The sequence below is a fragment of the Legionella impletisoli genome, from assembly GCF_900639875.1.
Classification (GTDB): Bacteria; Pseudomonadota; Gammaproteobacteria; order Legionellales; family Legionellaceae; genus Legionella_A; species Legionella_A impletisoli.
The window spans coordinates 314,874-334,209 of sequence record NZ_CAAAIA010000002.1; the positions used below are offsets into that span (position 1 = coordinate 314,874).

The following is a 19,336-nucleotide window of genomic DNA, read 5'->3' on the forward strand; positions in this document are numbered from 1 at the left end:
CAACATGACTGAAACAAACCATCATCGTTTGATTATTTTGGGCTCAGGACCCGCGGGTTATACGGCTGCTGTTTATGCGGCGAGAGCCAATTTACATCCCGTCGTCATAACCGGCATGCAGCCTGGTGGACAACTTACCACCACAACCGACGTTGATAATTGGCCAGGCGATGTAGAAGGATTACAGGGTCCTGCATTAATGGAACGTATGCAAGCGCATGCTGAGCGCTTCAACACCAAAATTATTTTTGATGAAATAGTAAACGTAAACCTGCAACAACGGCCTTTTGAGTTACAAGGTGATACCGAGCGCTATACCTGTGATAGCTTAATCATTGCAACCGGGGCATCTGCACGATATTTAGGCCTACCTTCAGAAAAAGCTTATCAAGGGCGAGGCGTTTCTGCTTGCGCGACCTGCGATGGCTTTTTCTATCGCAACAAACGTGTTTGTGTCGTGGGCGGTGGAAATACCGCCGTTGAAGAAGCTTTATATCTTTCAAATCTAGCTTCATCCGTTACGTTAATTCATCGCCGTGATTCACTTCGCGCTGAAAAAATACTTCAAGATAAATTATTTGAAAAACAAAAAAATGGCAATGTGGATATCCTTTGGAATCATACCTTAGAGGAAGTGCTGGGTGATGATATGAAGGTGACAGGCATTCGTATTCGAAATCTTGAAACGGACCAAGCCAAAGAAATGCCTTTAGAAGGGGTATTTATTGCCATTGGTCATACTCCAAACACAGGCATTTTTGAAAATCAGCTCGCCATGAAAAATGGATATATTCAGATTCGTTCGGGGTTAGAAGGTATGGCTACGGCAACGAATATTCCTGGTGTGTTTGCTTGTGGGGATGTTGCCGATCATGTGTACCGTCAAGCCATTACTTCCGCAGGATTTGGATGTATGGCAGCGCTTGATGCTGAAAAATTTTTAGATAATGGGGAATAGGGCCTGTTTATAATTCGTTTCGTGAGCTAAAAATTGAGATGATTGTGCTCAAATTTTAGCTTTAGTGAGGCGAATAGCAAGCTCTATTTAACAAACTCAAGCTAAAATTTGAGCTAATCAGCTTGGTTTTTAGCCGTGAAACGAACTATAAAGGGGACCTAATATCCAGCCTGTTATTCTGAGTAAGCAGGATGATTCATTCCCTGATCCAAAACAGTTTGACGACCAGGGATTAATCGCGATTGGTGGGGATTTATCCCCACCACGATTGCTGAAGGCTTATTGCTCTGGAATTTTTCCCTGGTATGAACCAGGCCAGCCTATTTTATGGTGGTCACCCAATCCACGAATGATTCTACTTCCCGATTCTTTCAAGCGCTCGCGAAGTTTAAAAAAATCCTTAAAAAAACCCTTTTGCTTTACCGTAGATTCAGCATTCCCAGCTGTAATACATGCCTGTGCTACCACCTCCGATCGTACACATCGTACCTGGATCACTCCTGAAATGATAAACGCTTATATCAAACTTCATGAATTAGGATACGCGCACTCGGTTGAAGTCTGGCAAGATACAAAACTGGTGGGTGGATTATATGGTTTAAGCTTAGGAGGAGTATTTTTTGGTGAATCCATGTTTCATAAAGTACGGGATACCTCTAAACTTGCCTTTTCTTATTTAAGCCAACTATTAAAGATATGGAATTTTGACTTTATTGATTGCCAATTACCCACGCATCATTTAAGTAGCCTTGGGGCAACCATCATTTCTAGACATGATTATTTAGCTTGGTTAAATAATTCCTTGAAAAAACCGACTCGTATTGGAAGTTGGAAAAACGACGCGTTTGATGCTTTTGCTAAGTCATCCGTGTAACGGACGCAATGAGGATTGCCATTTTTTCGAAAATAAGGCACTATTTGCATCTTAAAGGACAAAAATCATACTTTGATTATCTGTAGGAGCTATTTTTACACTCATTAGAGTATGATCTTTCTTATTACACACGTATAATTATTTTTTATCTACCATTTAACGATTTTTCCTATGAAACGGATAAAATCAATAGATGTTTTTTTTATATTTTAGGAGAGCTATGGCCAAAGAAGATCATATTGAGATGCAGGGTACTGTTATTGACACGCTTCCAAATACCATGTTTCGTGTTGAATTGGAAAACGGTCACATTGTCACCGCACACATTTCAGGCCGTATGCGTAAAAATTACATTCGTATTTTAACCGGCGATAAAGTAAAAGTGGAATTAACCCCTTATGATTTAACGAAGGGTCGTATTATTTTTAGAGATAAGAATTAAACGATAGAATTAACCCGCGGAGATCCCGCGGGTTCTCATTCTAACTTAATCACCAGCAATCATCATTTCTGAAACTAAGACAGAGCCACAACGCGTAGCCACATTGGGATTGATGTCATTACCCACCTCCTCAATCGATTGAAACATTGTTTTTAAATTACCCGCGATGGTGATTTCTTCAACCGGAAACTGAATTTCGCCATGTTCTACCCAAAAACCGCTTGCCCCTCTTGAATAATCCCCGGTTAGAATATTAATGCCTTGTCCCATCAGTTCAGTCACGAGTAAGCCTCTATTCATTTTGTTGAGAATGGCTTCTAACCCTTGTGTAGTAGGATCAATGGTTAAATTAAACACCCCATCGCTGTTCGCGGTTGTTTTTAATCCTAGTTTTCTAGCGGAATAACTGCCTAATACGTATTGTTGTAAAACACCTTGGTCTACCATTACATTGTTGCGCGTTGGAACCCCTTCGCCATCAATGGGTGAACTTCCTAACCCTTTTAATAAATGAGGTTGTTCATAAATACGAATGTGTTTTTGAAAAATCTGTTGTCCTAACGCGTTTAAAAGAAATGAGTTTTTACGGTAAAGGTTTGAGCCGCTTATCGCTGCGATAAACGTTGAAAATAATCCATGAGACAGCCTAGAAGAAAACACAACAGGGGCTTTTCGAGTCTTAATTTTTCGTGCTCCTAGCCGGCTTACTGTTCTTTCAGCCGCACGATTAGCTAAACGGTTTAGATCCAGCAAATCTTCATTATCTCTTGCCGTTGTGTAATCATAATCTCGCTGCATGGAATTTTCTTTCTTAGCAATCAAAGAACAACTGACGCTATGGCGTGAGCTGCTGACTACGGCTTCACATCCATTTGTATTGGCATATCCGTGATGAAAAACATAGGTGGATAGGTTAACTCCATCGGAATTCGTGATGCGCTTATCGTGGCCCAGAGCCGTATGCTCGCAGGCTAGTACCTTTTCAATAGCATCGGATGGCGTTAAAGGCCAAGGATGATATAAATCTAAATCAGGCAAATCATTATTTACGAGCGCTTTATCTGCCAATCCGAAACAAGGGTCTTCAGCGCTGACTTTTGCGATATCATAAGCGGCTGCTACCATTGCTTCAATAGCTTGCAAAGAGGTATCGGTGCTGCTGGCCGAACCTTTTCGCCGATTAAGATAAACCGTTACGCCAACCCCTTTATCTTCACTAAATTCGACGGTTTCCACCTCACCCATTCTGACATCAACCGAATATCCGCTATCATGATTAATCGATACGGACGCATCGGTTGCACCCAAATCTTTAGCCTTTTGCAAAACTTGGTGCATGAGTTGCTTTAACTCATGAGTTGACTTGGGGAGGGTGGACTTGTTATTTTTCGTTAATATTTCCATGGTTGTTCCGTTGGATTGTAAGTTTAAAGACTAAGGATACAAGATAACTATGCTAAGGCAAACTCTTCGTGAACGATGGCTGAAAAACCTTATCTTGCCAATCCTGCTTCTATTTTGGTCCACTGTAGCATTAGCGGAAGAGTGGCGTGAAGTAGCGCCTGGCATTGAGTATTGGGATCTTGGTGAAAGTCTATTAAATCCTTGGGCCCATATTCATGTTTTTCGAATTGATCCTAAACAAAATGAACTTGATATTGTGTTAGCCAGTGAATTATCCTATCAACACGCTTCAGTCGATGAGTTTGCCGAGTTTAGTCATGCTCTCATCACCCTGAATGGGGGATTTTTTGACCGAAAATTTCACCCCTTGGGATTACGAATCGGCGGGCATAAAGAACAAAACCCATTAAAGCGCATTAGTTGGTGGGGTATTTTTTATATCAAAGATGGAAAGCCTAATATCGTAACCCATCGCCAATTCCCTTCCGTCAAATCAGCTGATTTTGCACTGCAAAGTGGGCCTCGCTTAATTATTGATGGCAAAATCCCCTCACTCAAACCCGGTGTAGCTGAACGTTCTGCCTTAGGTATTACAGCGGATGATAAGGTCATTGTCTTAGTAACCGATAACACCCCGATGACTACCACCATGTTGGCAGAGGTGATGAAGTCTGATCCATTAAATTGCATCGATGCCTTAAATTTAGACGGTGGGAGTTCAAGTCAGCTAAAAGCCAGTATGAATTCCTTTGCCGTGGATGTACATGGTTTTTCCAGAGTCAGTGATGCCATCGTTGTAAAACCACGCATTCAATCTAAAACGGCTCGTTAAACTGATTTGATTTTGCCCACCTTCCTAATCCAAAATCTAAGAAGTGAACTATGATTAAAAACAAACATCTTAATTATTCAATAAAAAAACGATGAACTACTTAAAATTTATATTCATCTTCTGGTTCATTTATATTCCTTTAAGCTTTGCCGATCAGGTCAAGGTAGGAACATTATATTTTTACCCCCCCTTTGTGATGTCTTTACAAGAAGGCTTTGATATTGATTTAATTCAAACGCTATGCCGTAGAACGCACCATGATTGTCAATTAATTCCTATGGATTTAAATAAGCTCTTTAGTGCTTTAGATGATGGATCCATTGATATCGCGATTGGAGGGCTTGTCATCACGGAAGATCGCTTAAATCGATTCATTTCCACTACTCCATACCTACTAAGTCGAGGAACCTTTATGGTTTCAAAACAAAGCACGATTGAAACCTTAAATGATTTGGACAAAAAATCCGTAGGCGTGATGAAAGGCGGACAAGATGGAGGGGTATTTTATAACTACCTTAAAGCTCATTATTTGGGTCAATTTGATGTCGTAAGTTTTAATGGGATCGGTGATATTTTAAACGCTTTATCCAATAACAAAATATCAGCAGCATTCGTTCATGAATCGACTGCTCTTTATTGGGTACAAAATGGTGGTGGTCAATTTAAAATCATTGGCACTCCGACTCTAGTTGGTGAAGGCATGGGAATTTTTGCTTTGCCTAAAAACAGCGACTTAATTAATCAGTTTAACCAACAACTTTACGAGCTGGAAAATGATGATTATTACTTGAATTTATATCAAACCTATTTTTCTGAAGAAAAGACCTAGGATTATAAAATAATTAATTTTGTTATCCACAAGAACAATTCAAAACCCGCTTCATAAAAATCCGTTTCATTCTTTAAAATCACATTTTATCCACAGAATATTCTCAGAGTTATTCTATTGAAATTCTCTTCAAAACACATTATCTTGTTACATATAGCAGCAAGAATTACTATATATTGTGTTTTCATAAAACAACCTTACCGGAATATTGCCATAAGTAGTTGACAATATTCATCTTCCTTGGAGGAAACATGTCAGAGACTATCGACCCGGTAAAAGAATTACCTCAAAAAAGTCAACTGGAATTGAATACAAACGCGCCTGGTATTTTAAAAACCATTAAACGTAATGGCAAAGTCGTTCAGTATGATGAAAATAAAATAAAAGTGGCCATTACGAAAGCCTTTATTGCCGTCGAAGGCGGTAATGCAGCGGCATCTAACCGCATTCATCAGCAAATTGATGACTTAACTAAGCAAATAACCCAAGCATTTAAACGTCGCTTGCCCAGTGGCGGCACCATGCATATTGAAGACATTCAAGATCAAGTTGAATTAGCGCTCATGCGCAGCAGTCAATATAAAGTAGCGCGCGCCTATGTGCTTTATCGTGAAGAGCGACGGAAAGCCCGAACCGAGCAACTTAAGAAAGAAGCATCGGATAATAAAGTTCCATTGATCACAATGCCCGATGGCGAGCTAGTGCCTTTGGATATGAAACGAGTGGAAACCATTGTCAGCGAAGCTTGTCGCGAACTCGCTCATGTGAAAGCCGAGCCAGTCATTAAAGATGCGTTACGCAATCTATATAACAAAGCCAGTCTAGAAGATGTTCATAAAGCCTTGATCATGGCGGCTCGTACATTAGTAGAAAAAGAGCCCAATTATACTTACGTGAGTGCTCGTTTGTTATTAGATAGTCTTCGAACCGAAGCACTTGGTAAGTTAGCCATGCAAGCTGAAGCCACGTTTGATGAAATGGCCAAGCTTTATCCAGCTTATTTCAAGCAATATATCGCGCAGGGTATTGAACAAGGTATGCTTGATCCCAAACTCAAAGAATTTGATCTCGATAAGCTTGCCAATGCAATATTGCCTGAACGAGACATGAAGTTTACGTATTTGAGTTTACAAACGTTATATGATCGTTATTTTATTCATGAGCACGGTGTACGTTATGAGCTTCCGCAAGCCTTTTTCATGCGTGTCGCAATGGGGCTAGCTATCCGTGAAGATGATAAAGAAAATAAAGCGATTGAGTTTTATACGCTTTTATCTTCATTTGATTATATGGCTTCAACACCAACCCTATTCAATTCAGGAACCGTTCGTCCACAATTATCCAGTTGTTATCTCACCACCGTTCCCGATGATCTCGATGGTATTTATGGTGCGATTAAAGACAATGCCTTACTCTCCAAATTTGCTGGCGGCCTTGGCAATGACTGGACACCCGTTCGTGCGATGGGCTCTCACATTAAAGGCACCAATGGAAAATCACAAGGAGTTGTACCGTTTTTAAACGTAGCGGATGCAACAGCGATTGCAGTTAACCAAGGTGGAAAGCGCAAAGGTGCTGTGTGTGCTTACCTCGAATGCTGGCACCGTGATGTAGAAGAATTTCTAGAATTAAGAAAAAATACCGGAGACGATCGTCGCCGTACGCATGATATGAACACAGCGTTATGGATCCCTGATTTATTCTTAAAACGAGTTCATGAGCAAAGCGATTGGACGCTGTTCTCTCCTGATGAAGTCCCAGGATTACACGATGCCTTTGGTAAATCGTTTGAAGCGCTTTATCTTGATTATGAAGAAAAAGCGAGTCTTGGCAAAATCCGCAATGTGAAAACCGTTTCCGCCACCAAGCTCTGGCGAAAAATGTTATCCATGCTTTTTGAAACCGGACACCCCTGGCTCACGTTTAAAGATGCGTGCAACTTGCGCTCACCACAACAACATGCAGGCGTAATTCATAGCTCCAACTTATGTACTGAAATTACCCTAAATACATCCATTGATGAAATTGCAGTCTGTAATTTAGGAAGCATTAATTTGCCTGCCCATATTCAACAAGGCAAACTTGATCAGAAAAAGCTGCAAAAAACCATCAAAACAGCCATACGAATGCTGGATAACGTGATTGATATTAACTATTATTCCGTTCCCCAGGCTCGCAACTCAAACTTGAAACATCGTCCAATTGGTTTGGGCTTAATGGGCTTTCAAGATGCTTTATATGAGCTAAAAATCGATTATGCGTCAAACGATGCAATAAGCTTTGCCGATACCTCAATGGAATTGATTAGCTATTATGCCATTGAAGCATCATGTGAGCTTGCAAAAGAACGTGGTTGCTACTCCAGCTATGAGGGATCCTTATGGAGTAAAGGCATTTTACCGATTGACTCCATTAACCTACTTCAACAAGCACGGGGTGAATACTTAGAGCAAGATCGTTCCCAAAGCTTAGATTGGGAGTCTTTACGCGTTAAAGTACGCACGGAAGGCATGCGCAATTCTAATGTCATGGCAATTGCCCCGACTGCAACCATCTCCAATATTTGTGGTGTTTCCCAATCCATCGAGCCGACTTACCAAAATCTTTATGTAAAATCCAATTTATCAGGAGAATTCACGGTAGTTAACCCTTATCTTGTCGCTGATCTGAAAGCACTTGGCTTGTGGGATGAAGTGATGGTTAATGACTTAAAATACTTTAATGGCAGCGTACAGCCCATTAGCCGTATCCCCAAAGAGTTAAAATCTCGCTATGCGACTGCTTTTGAAATTGATCCATCCTGGTTGGTTGAAGCAGGATCTCGCCGACAAAAATGGCTGGATCAAGCTCAATCACTCAATATATACATGGCTGAGCCATCCGGTAAAAAACTTGACTCCTTGTATCGCTTAGCCTGGGTACGGGGCTTAAAAACGACTTATTACCTCCGTAGTGTGGGCGCGAGCAACGCAGAAAAGTCAACCGTAACGGATGGTGCATTAAATGCTGTTAAACTTTCAGAACCACTTCCGCAGGTTTGTTCGATTCTCGACCCTGACTGCGAAGCGTGTCAATAAAGGAGATGCAAATGACCAGTGAACAATTACAATCACTCGATTCTGCCCCATCGGTTGGGGCTACTGGCCTAGAATCACTTGAAATGGGCGCTAGCCGCATCCATGTGGATGATAAAAAAATCATTAATTGCCGCGCTGACTTAAATCAGTTGGTCCCTTTTAAATACACCTGGGCATGGGATAAGTATTTAACTGGATGTGCAAACCATTGGATGCCCAATGAAATCAGTATGAGCGCAGATTTAGCTTTGTGGAATGATCCCAATGGTTTAACAGAAGATGAGCGTCTCATTGTTAAGCGTAACTTAGGATTTTTTTCAACAGCTGACTCGTTAGTCGCCAATAACTTGGTATTGGCTGTTTATCGCCACATTACAAATCCTGAATGTCGGCAATATTTATTACGTCAGGCCTTTGAAGAGGCGTTGCATACGCATGCCTATCAATATGTTATTGAAAGCTTAGGACTTGATGAGGCCGAGGTATTTAACATGTACCGAGAAATCCCATCGGTTGCCACCAAAGCCTCCTGGGCACTGCCCTTTACTCAAAGCCTGGGTGATCCTGAGTTTAAAACGGGCACACCAGAAAATGATCAACGTTTATTGCGTGATTTAATCGCGTTTTATGTGGTCTTTGAAGGAATTTTCTTCTACGTTGGATTTACTCAGATTCTCTCCATGGGCCGCCGCAATAAAATGGTTGGAACCTCAGAGCAATTTCAATACATTTTGCGTGATGAATCCATGCACATGAATTTCGGTATTGATGTTATTAATCAGATTAAAATTGAAAATCCACATTTATGGACACCTGAATTTAAAGCCGAAATGGTGCAAATGATCAAAGAAGGTGTTGAGCTTGAATATCAATATGCCAAAGACACGATGCCGCATGGCATTTTAGGTATGAATGCTGATATGTTTGAGGAATATTTGCATTTCATTGCTAATCGCCGTCTCGCACAAATTGGCTTACCTGAACAATATCCAGGCGCAGAAAACCCATTCCCATGGATGAGTGAAATGATGGACCTCAAAAAAGAGAAGAATTTCTTTGAAACACGGGTCATTGAATATCAAGCCGGCGGTACACTCAGCTGGGATGAGTAAATAGCATACATTATTCTGGGTAAGGCCTTGCGAGATAGGGTTACTCAGAATAATGAAAACGAAATCATTACAAAACAGTCTTCCAATAACTTACAGTCTTCCAATCCTATCCTGAAAAGAATTATGATTCATCCCGACTTATGAAGTTAAAGTCGGGATAATACCATTCTAATTTTGTCTCAAATGTGGGAATAAAATCACATCGCGAATTGATGGAGAATTAGTAAAGATCATCGCCAAACGATCAATTCCAACACCTTCTCCAGCGGTAGGTGGCATGCCGTATTCCAACGATTCAATATAGTCACTGTCATAATGCATCGCTTCCAAATCGCCCGCATCCTTTTCTTCTACTTGTTTTTGAAAACGAGCGGCTTGGTCTTCAGGATCATTTAATTCCGAAAAACCGTTTGCAATTTCGCGACCGGCAATGAAGAATTCAAACCTGTCCGTGACTTCAGGGTTTACTTCATTACGACGAGCCAAAGGAGAAACTTCCGTTGGATATTCTGTAATAAAGGTGGGTTGAACCAATTGATGTTCTACGCTTTCTTCGAAAAGAATCATTTGCAGCTTGCCTAAGCCATCGGTGTCTTTATAATCAAAACCAAATTGTTCAAGCAGGCTACGACATGCTTCGATAGATTCAAGTTGCTGCGCTCGAATTTCAGGATGATGCTTTAGAATGGCTTCACGAATACTCATGCGTGCAAACGGTTTATCAAAGTCGATGACTAAATCTTGGTAAGCTACCATACGAGTACCAACCACTTCATCACATAAAAAGCGCATAAGTTTTTCAGTAAAATCCATAAGATCATGATAAGTGGCATAGGCCTCATAAAATTCCATCATGGTAAATTCAGGGTTATGGCGAGTAGAAATTCCTTCGTTGCGGAAATTACGATTAATTTCATACACGCGCTCAAAGCCCCCAACCACCAAACGTTTCAAATACAACTCCGGTGCGATACGCAAAAACATTTGCATGTCGAGTGTGTTATGATGAGTAATGAATGGGCGAGCCAATGCACCGCCTGGAATTGGATGCATCATCGGGGTTTCTACTTCGAGAAATTGATGTTGATCCATAAACGACCGACATGCTGAGATTAAACGAGAGCGAATTAAAAAATTTTTTCGACTTTCTTCGTTAGCAATTAAATCCACATAGCGCTTACGATAACGCATTTCTTGATCAGCTAATCCATGAAACTTATCGGGTAGTGGGCGCAATGATTTGGTCAAGAGCTCAATATGCTCCGCATTCACCGTTAATTCACCGGTATTGGTTTTAAATAATTCGCCCCGAACACCTACGATATCGCCAAGATCCCAATGTTTAAACTGCTCATATAGTTCCGGCATCTCGTTCTGACGAACGTAGACTTGGATACGACCAGACATATCTTGAATATGGAAAAAACTAGCCTTACCCATTACACGACGTAGTACAATACGCCCTGCCACGACTACTTTAACGTGTTTTTCAGCCAATGTTTCTTTACTTTCATCGCCATATTGATCAACTAACTCTAGTGCCAAATGTTGACGTTGAAACTGATTTGGATAATTAAAGCCCTGATCACGTAAATCAACTAATTTTTGCTTTCGAATTTGATAGACTTCACTTTCATCTAACTGTTCTATCTGTTCTTCTATCATTCTGCCCCTACTCCTGCTTTAAGACTCGCTTCAATAAATGGATCCAGCTCGCCGTCTAAGACGGCTTGTGTATTACTGGTTTCAACACCCGTTCGTAAATCTTTAATACGAGACTGATCCAAAACATAAGAACGAATTTGCGAACCCCAGCCTATATCGGACTTACTGGCTTCCAAGGCTTGCTGTTCGCTGTTTTTTTTCTGCATTTCAAGCTCGTACAATTTTGCGCGCAATTGTTTCATGGCTTGATCTTTATTTTTATGCTGGCTACGATCCGTTTGACACTGAACCACCGTGCCGGTTGGCTCGTGAGTAATCCTAACGGCAGAATCGGTTCGGTTAACGTGCTGTCCACCAGCACCTGAGGCACGATACGTATCAATCCTCAAATCAGCAGGATTAATATCGATTTCAATGTCTTCATCTACTTCAGGTGATACAAATACCGCTGCAAACGAGGTATGACGACGATTGCCTGAATCAAATGGAGATTTACGTACCAAACGATGAACACCCGTTTCTGTTCGAAGCCAACCGTAGGCAAATTCACCTTTAAAATAAATAGTAGCACTTTTAATACCAGCCACATCCCCTGCGGAGCATTCTACTAATTCCGTTTCAAACCCATGATGCTCACCCCAACGCAAATACATTCGTAACAACATCTCAGCCCAATCCTGAGCTTCGGTTCCCCCAGAACCGGCTTGAATATCTAAAAAGGCATTTGCATTATCCATTTTGCCTGAGAACATACGACGAAATTCTAATGCAGCAACTTGACGCTCGACTTCGGCCATTTCTTCAGCCACATCATGGATAGCCGTTTCATCGTCTTCAGCACGTGCCATATCAAACAATTCTTTCAGATCAGAAATCGTATGACCTAACTGCTTTAATTGCTGCACAACAGCTTCTAATTGCGCTCGTTCACGACCCAGTGCTTGCGCTTGTTCAGGATTATCCCAAATCGTGGGAGACTCTAACTCACGCTCAACTTCTTCTAAGCGTTCACTCTTTTTTTCAAAGTCAAAGATACCCCCGAAGCGCATGCACACGCTCATCGAGATCAGCTAATGTATGAACAACTTGATTTACTTCTAACATACGGTGCTCTTAAAAAAATAGTTAGGTCAATATTTTACTAGGAATGACGTGGTGTGGCTATAGCTTGTCATCATGCGAGTTGAAACTACAAGTGAAAAAATTTTAAAGTCAATTAATTGCTTGTAAGCCTTAGACTTACAAGCAGAGCCTGCATGAAAAAAATTCTTATCAATGATTAGAAGGTCTTTTCTCTGGACTTTTCTTTGCATCGATTAAGGTGACGGAGGCTCGCAAGTTAATGGCATTACAGCGCATACTTTGGGATTTTTACATAATTCAGTGCAGTCTGTGAGTTCAGACATAGGTGAATCTACCACACAACACGATGTGACGCAGTTATTTGTTTGAGCTTGGGAACAACCATTTTCTGCCTCGTTGTTGAGGGTCACCACTTCAACAGCCATTAACGACATAGAGGCTAGCGATAATATAATCATGATTAAATATTTCATTTAAGTACTCATCCATGGGTAGTACATTAATTATAGCTAAAATTGTACAAATTAGATGTTTTTAAAACGCTAAAATCCATATACCCTCCCGAAATATTCAGTTTCAGCTTAGATTAATTGCGATTGAAAAGTGATGGCTCCGAAATGGCGCAGAGAAAGCTCTTGTCACAATTCGGGCAAACGCGATTTAATGCGATGAGTTGCCTGAGAGTGTATTTGAGAAACCCTGGATTCGCTTACTCCGAGTACTTCTCCGATTTCTTTTAAATTTAAATCTTGCTCATAGTACAAGGATAAAACTAATTTTTCATTTTTGGGTAACCCATTGATAATTTGAGCGAGTTGCGATGTCCTATCAGAGTTTAGCGCATTGATGTGCGGTTCGTTCGAAGCATCGCGATATTCATCTTTTAAACTATCATCCGTAACACCTAAATCATCAAATCCATACAGATGTCCGCCTGCTGAATCATTCAGCATGTCGTGATATTCTTTAAGGCTCACCCCTAACTCACCGGCTACTTCATGATCTTTTGCATCACGACCCAGTCGATTTTCAACTTCGCGAACCGCCGCTGAAATTAACCGTGCATTTCGATACACCGACCGCGGTACCCAGTCATTTCTGCGCACTTCATCTAACATATGTCCACGAATACGAATTCCTGCATAGGTTTCAAACGAAGCACCCTTGGTTTCATCGTAATTACGAACGGCTTCTAATAATCCTAACATGCCTGCTTGCAAGAGATCGTCCAATTGAACAGAGGGGGGCAAACGCCCTAGTAAATGATGGGCAATTCGTTTCACCATTTTGGCATGAGATTTGATTAAAGCATCATGCGCCATTCGATCCCTATTGCCATCTGAAGCCAACGCATCATCCACGACCTGCTCCTTATTATTATTTTAAGTCCGTTGATGTTAGCGAATGCTTAATCAAACGGGATTATGATAAATGACTCTCCAAAAACAGAAATACTTCCGATAGTTTTGAATGCTTTAAGGTCATTTATATTAAATATATAATGGCATAAACGCTTCCCGTCAAATGCTTCTCATTTGCTCTCGTAGCCACTCGCCATGATTTGCATCTTCAAGAAACCGTGAATTGATTTTTGCAGCAATTGAGGATATTGCTTTAGCGGACTTGGATTTAGGATAACGTGATAGAAATGGCTGTTGCATTTTAATAGCACATCGAACGGAGCTTTGAAAAGGAATTGATCCTAAAAAATTCAACCGGATCTCTAAAAATTGATCGGAGATGGATACTAATTTATTAAATACCCTTTCCCCTTCCTCCTCATCTTGGACCATGTTGGCAAGAATATGAAAATCATTAAGGTCATAACGTTCATTCATTAACTTTATGAGCGTATAGGTTGCTGCTACTGAAGTCGGTTCATTACATACCACTAAAATCATATCTTCTGCATAACGGGCTAATCCTAGTGTTTCCTCTGACAATCCAGCGGGAGTATCAATAATAAGATAATTCCACCTATTAAATAGTTTATGGATGGAGTAGACCAGGGCTGATTGTTCTCTGGTGGATAATGATGTTATGAGATGTTCTTGATAAGCAGCTGAAATAATATCTAATCCACCCGGTCCTTTCAGAATACTCTCTTCTAGAGAACATACTCCTTTAAGTACATGATTTAAGTTAAATGGACCTGATTTGCCAAGCAGCATATCAATGCTTGGCAATCTTAAATCACCATCGAATAAAAGCACTTTTTTATCGAGTTCATCTAAGGCTATCGCAAGGTTCAAAGCGATGACGCTTTTACCCACCCCCCCTTTACCTGATGAAAGGGCGATTATTTTTTGTGGACACTGGTTTAAAATCCCTTGAGGACTTAAAAAATGACTCGATATTTCTGTATCTATATCTGACATAATGCCTAACTCCTGTAAAATTAGGTTACAAGAATTAATGCACATTTCATGCCAACTTAGAACAAAATTAATCGGTTGAAAATTGAAAAGAAGCCATACACGCTTAACATTATGATGAGTAAATGACAATTATTTGACGCTTAACAATCTGCTTCGATTCGACATCAGCTTAACCGTAGCAGGCTAATACGGTTAAGTAGGGACTCTAACGAATGAAGTGAATTGTTGGAAAAATTGGCTGGATTAATCCAAAAAACTGTAAAATATAAAGAATAATTAAAATGAGAGCCAATAAATTCAGTATGGTTTTAAAGCCTGCTGCCATGGGTATAAAGGCATTAATCAGCCAAAGTACCACGCCAACAATAATGATTAATAAAAATAAATTCAGTAATTCAATCATATCGTCCCTGTTTTTTTAATTGAATATACCTAATTATAGTCAAAATCTTTCAGCTAGGATCTTTACATCAGAATTCTGGCCAATATATTAATCCCGCTAACAAGCATATGGCTTCTTGCTCTTGGCTTTGTAAGTCGCACAACATGGTCACCTTATTCAAACTTTCTATATTAATCAGGGACGTTGCCTATTATGATATTAATTAAATAGCCATTTTACGCGACTCATCCATAGCTTGTGCTTCTAGATGAAATGCTTGATGTAATGCTCGGACTCCATCATCAAGCCTCGATTCATCGATAATCACAGAGAGCTTAATCTCTGAAGATGTAATGAGTTGAATGTTAATGTCTTGATCGGCTAATACTTTAAACATCATGGGGGCTACTTCAGGGTGACTTTTTAAACCCGCTCCCACCAAAGATAGTTTTGCCAAATGTTCGAATCCCTTTACTCCTTTAGCATTCAATTTTGTCGCGAGTTTACTTAACAACTTGTAAGTCGGTTTATATTCATCCTGATGAACCGTAAAACTAAAATCAGCCAAGCTATCAATCGGGCTGTGCTGCAAAATCATATCCACACTCACGCCAATGGTACTTAATTCCGCCAGCAGGCTCGAAGCAACGCCTGGGCCATCTGGAATACCGTTTAAGCAAATTTTGGCTTCATTGCGACTAAAGGCAATACCAGTAATTGCAAACGATTCCATGCGTGCCTCTTTTTCAGAAGTAATCAACGTACCTGGCCCTTCTTTAGAAGAGGATAAAACGCGTAACGGGACCTTAAACTTACCAGCAAACTCAACCGAGCGAATTTGTAACACTTTGGCACCCAGGCTGGATAATTCAAGCATTTCTTCAAAGGTGACTTGATCAAGACGCTGGGCTTCTGGCACCACTCTAGGATCAGTTGTATACACCCCATCCACATCGGTATAGATTTGGCATTCATCTGCTTTTAACGCAGCCGCAAGAGCCACGGCTGTGGTATCCGAACCGCCACGACCTAAGGTCGTAATATTGCCGTCTTTATCAACACCTTGAAATCCAGCCACCACCACCACGTTTCCTTGCTTTAAATCTTCTAAAATAGGCTGGGTATCAATGGCCTCAATACGCGCTTTTTTATACTGCCCAGACGTTAGGATACGAGCTTGGCCTCCTGTGTACGAACGAGCTTGGATACCTCGATTAATCAAGGCCATCGCCATTAATGCAATCGAAACTTGCTCGCCAGTAGAAACGAGAACCGCATATTCACGAGGATCAGGGCTTTCACTCATTTGATGCGCTAAATTAATTAATTTATCCGTTTCTCCACTCATGGCAGAAACCACCACAACCACATCATGGCCGGCATGCTTGGCTTTAGCAACAATGTCAGCGGCGTGATTGATGTGAGCCTGGGTAGCAACCGATGTACCACCAAATTTTTGCACAAGCAATGCCATGTTAATCGCCTCATTTAATGACGTTGGGTATGATTAGGAAACTTCCCTAACCTATTATCGGCTAAATTAGAAATAGTTTAAATAGAACTCAATCCACTACTTGGCCTGACTTGTTCAGGCCTAGATGACCCGACTAAATCGGGTCACGTAAGGTCCAGCACGCAGAGTTATGAATAATTCCAAAGCATCAGGAATTGCTAATGATCTTTAAGCAAATTCGGGATTTCTGCGAGTCTTTCGTTTAAATCATCCGGTATCGGGCCTCCGCCCTGTGCCATATCGGGTCGACCACCGCCTTTGCCACATAATAATTTGACATATTCTGGTGCTGGTGAAACCTTGCCTAATAGCTCTTTACTGACGCCTGCAATCACACTCATTTTTCCATCATCCGTAGTGTATAGCACCATAACAGCTTTTTCTAAAGTGGATTTAAGGTGATCCAACGCAGCTCTTAAGGACTGATTATCCGCTTGGTCTAATTGTTTAACCAATAAATTTATTTCTCCAATCTTTTGCACTTCGCTTTCAAGTGACTTACCCGATTGAGTCGCTAATTTAGCTTGTAACCGGGCTAATTCTTTTTCTTGCTGCTTTGTCTCTTGGATAAGCTGGGTGAGTTTACCCTCAGCTGTTGTTGGCGTTGCTTTCAGTAAATCGACCATATGATTAAAAAGCGTCATTGTCTGATTCACCCATTGCAAAGCATAATTTCCAGTAACCATTTCAATACGGCGAACACCACTGGCTATGCCATATTCAGAGGTTATCTTAAATAATCCAATATCACCTGTACGGCTTGCATGTGTCCCACCACACAGTTCTTTTGAAAAATCGCCCACTGTTAAAACACGCACATCATCTGCGTATTTTTCGCCAAAAAGCGCAACCGCACCTGATTTTTTAGCCTCATCTATAGACATCAATTCTGTGACCACGGCCTCGTTTTCTCGAATTTTGTCATTGACCAAGGTTTCTATCGCTTGAATTTGCTCAGCGGTTAAAGCCTCAAAATGCGAAAAATCAAAACGTGCACGCAGAGCATCTACTAAAGAACCTTTTTGTTGCACGTGCGCTCCAACCACTTCTTTTAAAGCGGCGTGTAACAAATGGGTTGCTGTGTGGTTAAGTCGAATGGCATCACGACGCTCTGAATCTACAGCAGCTTCAACGGTTTGATTCACCTTCAAGGTTCCTTTAATCAATTGACCGTAATGAAGAATGGCCTGGCCTTTTTTTTGTGTATCACAGACTTCAAATTCCGCATCATCCGCTAATAACCAGCCTCGATCACCGACTTGACCCCCGCTTTCCGCATAAAAAGGTGTATCTTGTAAAATAATCATACCTTTATCCCCTGCAGATAATGTTTCAACCTTCTTCCCATCAACGAGAATTGCTTTCACTGAACTCTGTAATGTGTGAAGTTCATACCCTTTAAACTCAGAGGTTTCAGTTAAATTGGCAGGTGTATCGTAGTCGGCTTGAAATTGACTCGCTTGTTGTGAGAGCGATCGTTGTTGTTGCATGCATTGATTAAAGCCATCCATATCCACTTTAAGCCCATGCTCACGAGCTATATCCGCAGTTAAGTCCACTGGAAATCCATAGGTATCATAAAGTTTAAATGCTACCTCTCCTGAAATGACTTCGCCTTCTAGCAATTTAATTTGTTCCTGTAAAAGGTTTAACCCTTGCTCTAGCGTATGAGCGAATTGATTCTCTTCTTTTTTCAATACCGTTTCAATTTGAGTTTTATTGTCATTGAGCTCTGGATAAGCATCGCCCATGACTTCAATGAGTGGGCTAACCAGACGGTAAAAAAATGGGGATTCTAAACCTAGCTTATGTCCATGGCGTACAGCTCGTCGGATAATACGACGCAGCACATAACCACGACCTTCATTGCCAGGCAAGACGCCATCCACGATTAAAAAAGTGCAAGCTCGAATATGATCAGCAATGACTTTAAGAGACGGATGCGATAAATCCGATTGGTTGGCCATCTTCGCTATGGCTTTAATCAAATGTTGAAAACTATCAATATCATAGTTGCTATGAACCCCTTGGACCACCGCAGCAATTCGCTCAAGCCCCATACCGGTATCAACCGATGGCTTGGGCAAAGGATGAAGATGCCCTTCTTTATCACGGTTGTACTGCATGAACACTAAGTTCCAGATTTCAATATAGCGATCGCCGTCTTCATCAGGACTACCTGGGGGACCGCCTGGTATTTCTTCCCCGTGATCATAAAACACTTCCGTGCAAGGACCACAAGGTCCGGTATCCCCCATCGACCAGAAATTATCTTTCTCGCCACAACGTGAAAACCGCTCAGACGATACGCCGATTTCCTTTAGCCAAATATTGGCCGCTTCATCATCATCTTGATAAACCGTAACCCATAATCGATCAGCGGGGATCTTTAAAACATTAGTCAAAAAATCCCAGGCATACTGAATCGCCTCTCGTTTAAAATAATCACCAAAACTAAAATTCCCAAGCATTTCAAAAAAGGTATGATGCCTGGCTGTATAACCAACGTTCTCAAGATCGTTATGCTTTCCACCCGCACGCACGCAGCGCTGCGAACTGACTGCCCGAGTATAAGGACGCGATTCAATCCCTAAGAAGGTTTCTTTGAATTGAACCATACCCGCATTGGTAAAGAGCAAGGTGGGATCGTTTGCCGGCACTAATGAGCTTGAGGGCACCAGTTGATGATTGTGGCTTACGAAATAATCAATAAATGCTTGTCTAATTTCAGAACTCTTCATTTTCATGGTCTTATAACTTCTTTGAGCAGCACTAACGCTAACTCGA

At 41.1% G+C, this 19,336-nt stretch carries 15 protein-coding genes; 7 read left to right on the forward strand and 8 right to left on the reverse strand.

Annotation, left to right across the window (positions count from 1 at the left end; all coding sequences use genetic code 11):
* Positions 1 to 4 precede the first annotated feature (4 nt).
* The 3 genes from trxB (at position 5) to infA (ending at position 2,274) form a co-directional block, all read left to right on the forward strand.
* Positions 5 to 958, forward strand: coding sequence for a thioredoxin-disulfide reductase (trxB, locus tag E1O41_RS03680; RefSeq protein ID WP_131775961.1), 954 nt, complete (start codon positions 5 to 7; stop codon positions 956 to 958).
* 175 nt (positions 959 to 1,133) lie between these two features.
* A complete protein-coding gene (aat, locus tag E1O41_RS03685; RefSeq protein ID WP_373288386.1) occupies positions 1,134 to 1,832 on the forward strand; it encodes a leucyl/phenylalanyl-tRNA--protein transferase in 699 nt (232 codons plus the stop codon).
* 220 nt (positions 1,833 to 2,052) lie between these two features.
* On the forward strand, positions 2,053 to 2,274 hold the full coding sequence (infA, locus tag E1O41_RS03690) for a translation initiation factor IF-1 (protein WP_025386155.1): 222 nt from the start codon (positions 2,053 to 2,055) through the stop codon (positions 2,272 to 2,274).
* A gap of 45 nt (positions 2,275 to 2,319) precedes the next feature.
* On the opposite strand, the gene pmbA is transcribed toward infA, so the two are convergent.
* Positions 2,320 to 3,678, reverse strand: coding sequence for a metalloprotease PmbA (gene pmbA, locus E1O41_RS03695; RefSeq protein ID WP_131775963.1), 1,359 nt, complete (start codon positions 3,676 to 3,678; stop codon positions 2,320 to 2,322).
* A 49-nt stretch (positions 3,679 to 3,727) separates the two neighbouring features.
* On the opposite strand from pmbA, the gene E1O41_RS03700 reads away from it, so the two are divergent.
* The 4 genes from E1O41_RS03700 to E1O41_RS03715 all read left to right on the forward strand — a co-directional run bounded on the left by E1O41_RS03700 (position 3,728) and on the right by E1O41_RS03715 (position 9,528).
* Positions 3,728 to 4,510: a phosphodiester glycosidase family protein gene (locus E1O41_RS03700; RefSeq protein ID WP_131775964.1), complete on the forward strand. Its 783-nt coding sequence runs from the start codon at positions 3,728 to 3,730 to the stop codon at positions 4,508 to 4,510.
* Between the two features lie 91 nt (positions 4,511 to 4,601).
* Positions 4,602 to 5,339, forward strand: coding sequence for a transporter substrate-binding domain-containing protein (locus tag E1O41_RS03705; RefSeq protein ID WP_131775965.1), 738 nt, complete (start codon positions 4,602 to 4,604; stop codon positions 5,337 to 5,339).
* A 251-nt stretch (positions 5,340 to 5,590) separates the two neighbouring features.
* Positions 5,591 to 8,416, forward strand: coding sequence for a ribonucleoside-diphosphate reductase subunit alpha (locus E1O41_RS03710; protein ID WP_131775966.1), 2,826 nt, complete (start codon positions 5,591 to 5,593; stop codon positions 8,414 to 8,416).
* An 11-nt stretch (positions 8,417 to 8,427) separates the two neighbouring features.
* On the forward strand, positions 8,428 to 9,528 hold the full coding sequence (locus E1O41_RS03715) for a ribonucleotide-diphosphate reductase subunit beta (RefSeq protein WP_131775967.1): 1,101 nt from the start codon (positions 8,428 to 8,430) through the stop codon (positions 9,526 to 9,528).
* Positions 9,529 to 9,696: 168 nt separating this feature from the next.
* On the opposite strand, the gene lysS is transcribed toward E1O41_RS03715, so the two are convergent.
* From lysS to alaS, 7 genes are all read right to left on the reverse strand, one after another.
* Positions 9,697 to 11,193 carry a lysine--tRNA ligase gene (gene lysS, locus E1O41_RS03720; protein ID WP_131775968.1) on the reverse strand — a complete coding sequence of 499 codons (1,497 nt, stop codon included), beginning with the start codon at positions 11,191 to 11,193 and terminating at the stop codon, positions 9,697 to 9,699.
* Positions 11,190 to 12,297, reverse strand: a protein-coding gene (gene prfB, locus E1O41_RS03725) for a peptide chain release factor 2 (RefSeq protein WP_131775969.1) whose coding sequence is annotated in 2 segments (ribosomal slippage) — positions 11,190 to 12,221 and positions 12,223 to 12,297 — 1,107 coding nt in all. Because the reading frame shifts where the segments join, the coding sequence is not laid out codon by codon here. Before prfB ends, lysS begins: the two co-directional genes overlap by 4 nt.
* Positions 12,298 to 12,914: 617 nt before the next feature.
* Complete coding sequence (locus E1O41_RS03735; protein ID WP_131776031.1) at positions 12,915 to 13,598, reverse strand: RNA polymerase sigma factor FliA; 684 nt, start codon at positions 13,596 to 13,598, stop codon at positions 12,915 to 12,917.
* A 198-nt stretch (positions 13,599 to 13,796) separates the two neighbouring features.
* The gene (locus tag E1O41_RS03740) at positions 13,797 to 14,654 is read right to left on the reverse strand and encodes a P-loop NTPase (RefSeq protein ID WP_165481095.1); all 858 of its coding nucleotides are present in this window, start codon (positions 14,652 to 14,654) and stop codon (positions 13,797 to 13,799) included.
* 205 nt (positions 14,655 to 14,859) lie between these two features.
* Entirely contained in the window at positions 14,860 to 15,057 is a 198-nt protein-coding gene (locus tag E1O41_RS03745; RefSeq protein WP_131775972.1) for a Thivi_2564 family membrane protein, read from the reverse strand.
* Between the two features lie 202 nt (positions 15,058 to 15,259).
* A complete protein-coding gene (locus E1O41_RS03750; RefSeq protein ID WP_131775973.1) occupies positions 15,260 to 16,510 on the reverse strand; it encodes an aspartate kinase in 1,251 nt (416 codons plus the stop codon).
* Between the two features lie 197 nt (positions 16,511 to 16,707).
* On the reverse strand, positions 16,708 to 19,290 hold the full coding sequence (gene alaS / locus E1O41_RS03755; RefSeq protein WP_131776032.1) for an alanine--tRNA ligase: 2,583 nt from the start codon (positions 19,288 to 19,290) through the stop codon (positions 16,708 to 16,710).
* Between the last annotated feature and the right edge of the window lie 46 nt (positions 19,291 to 19,336).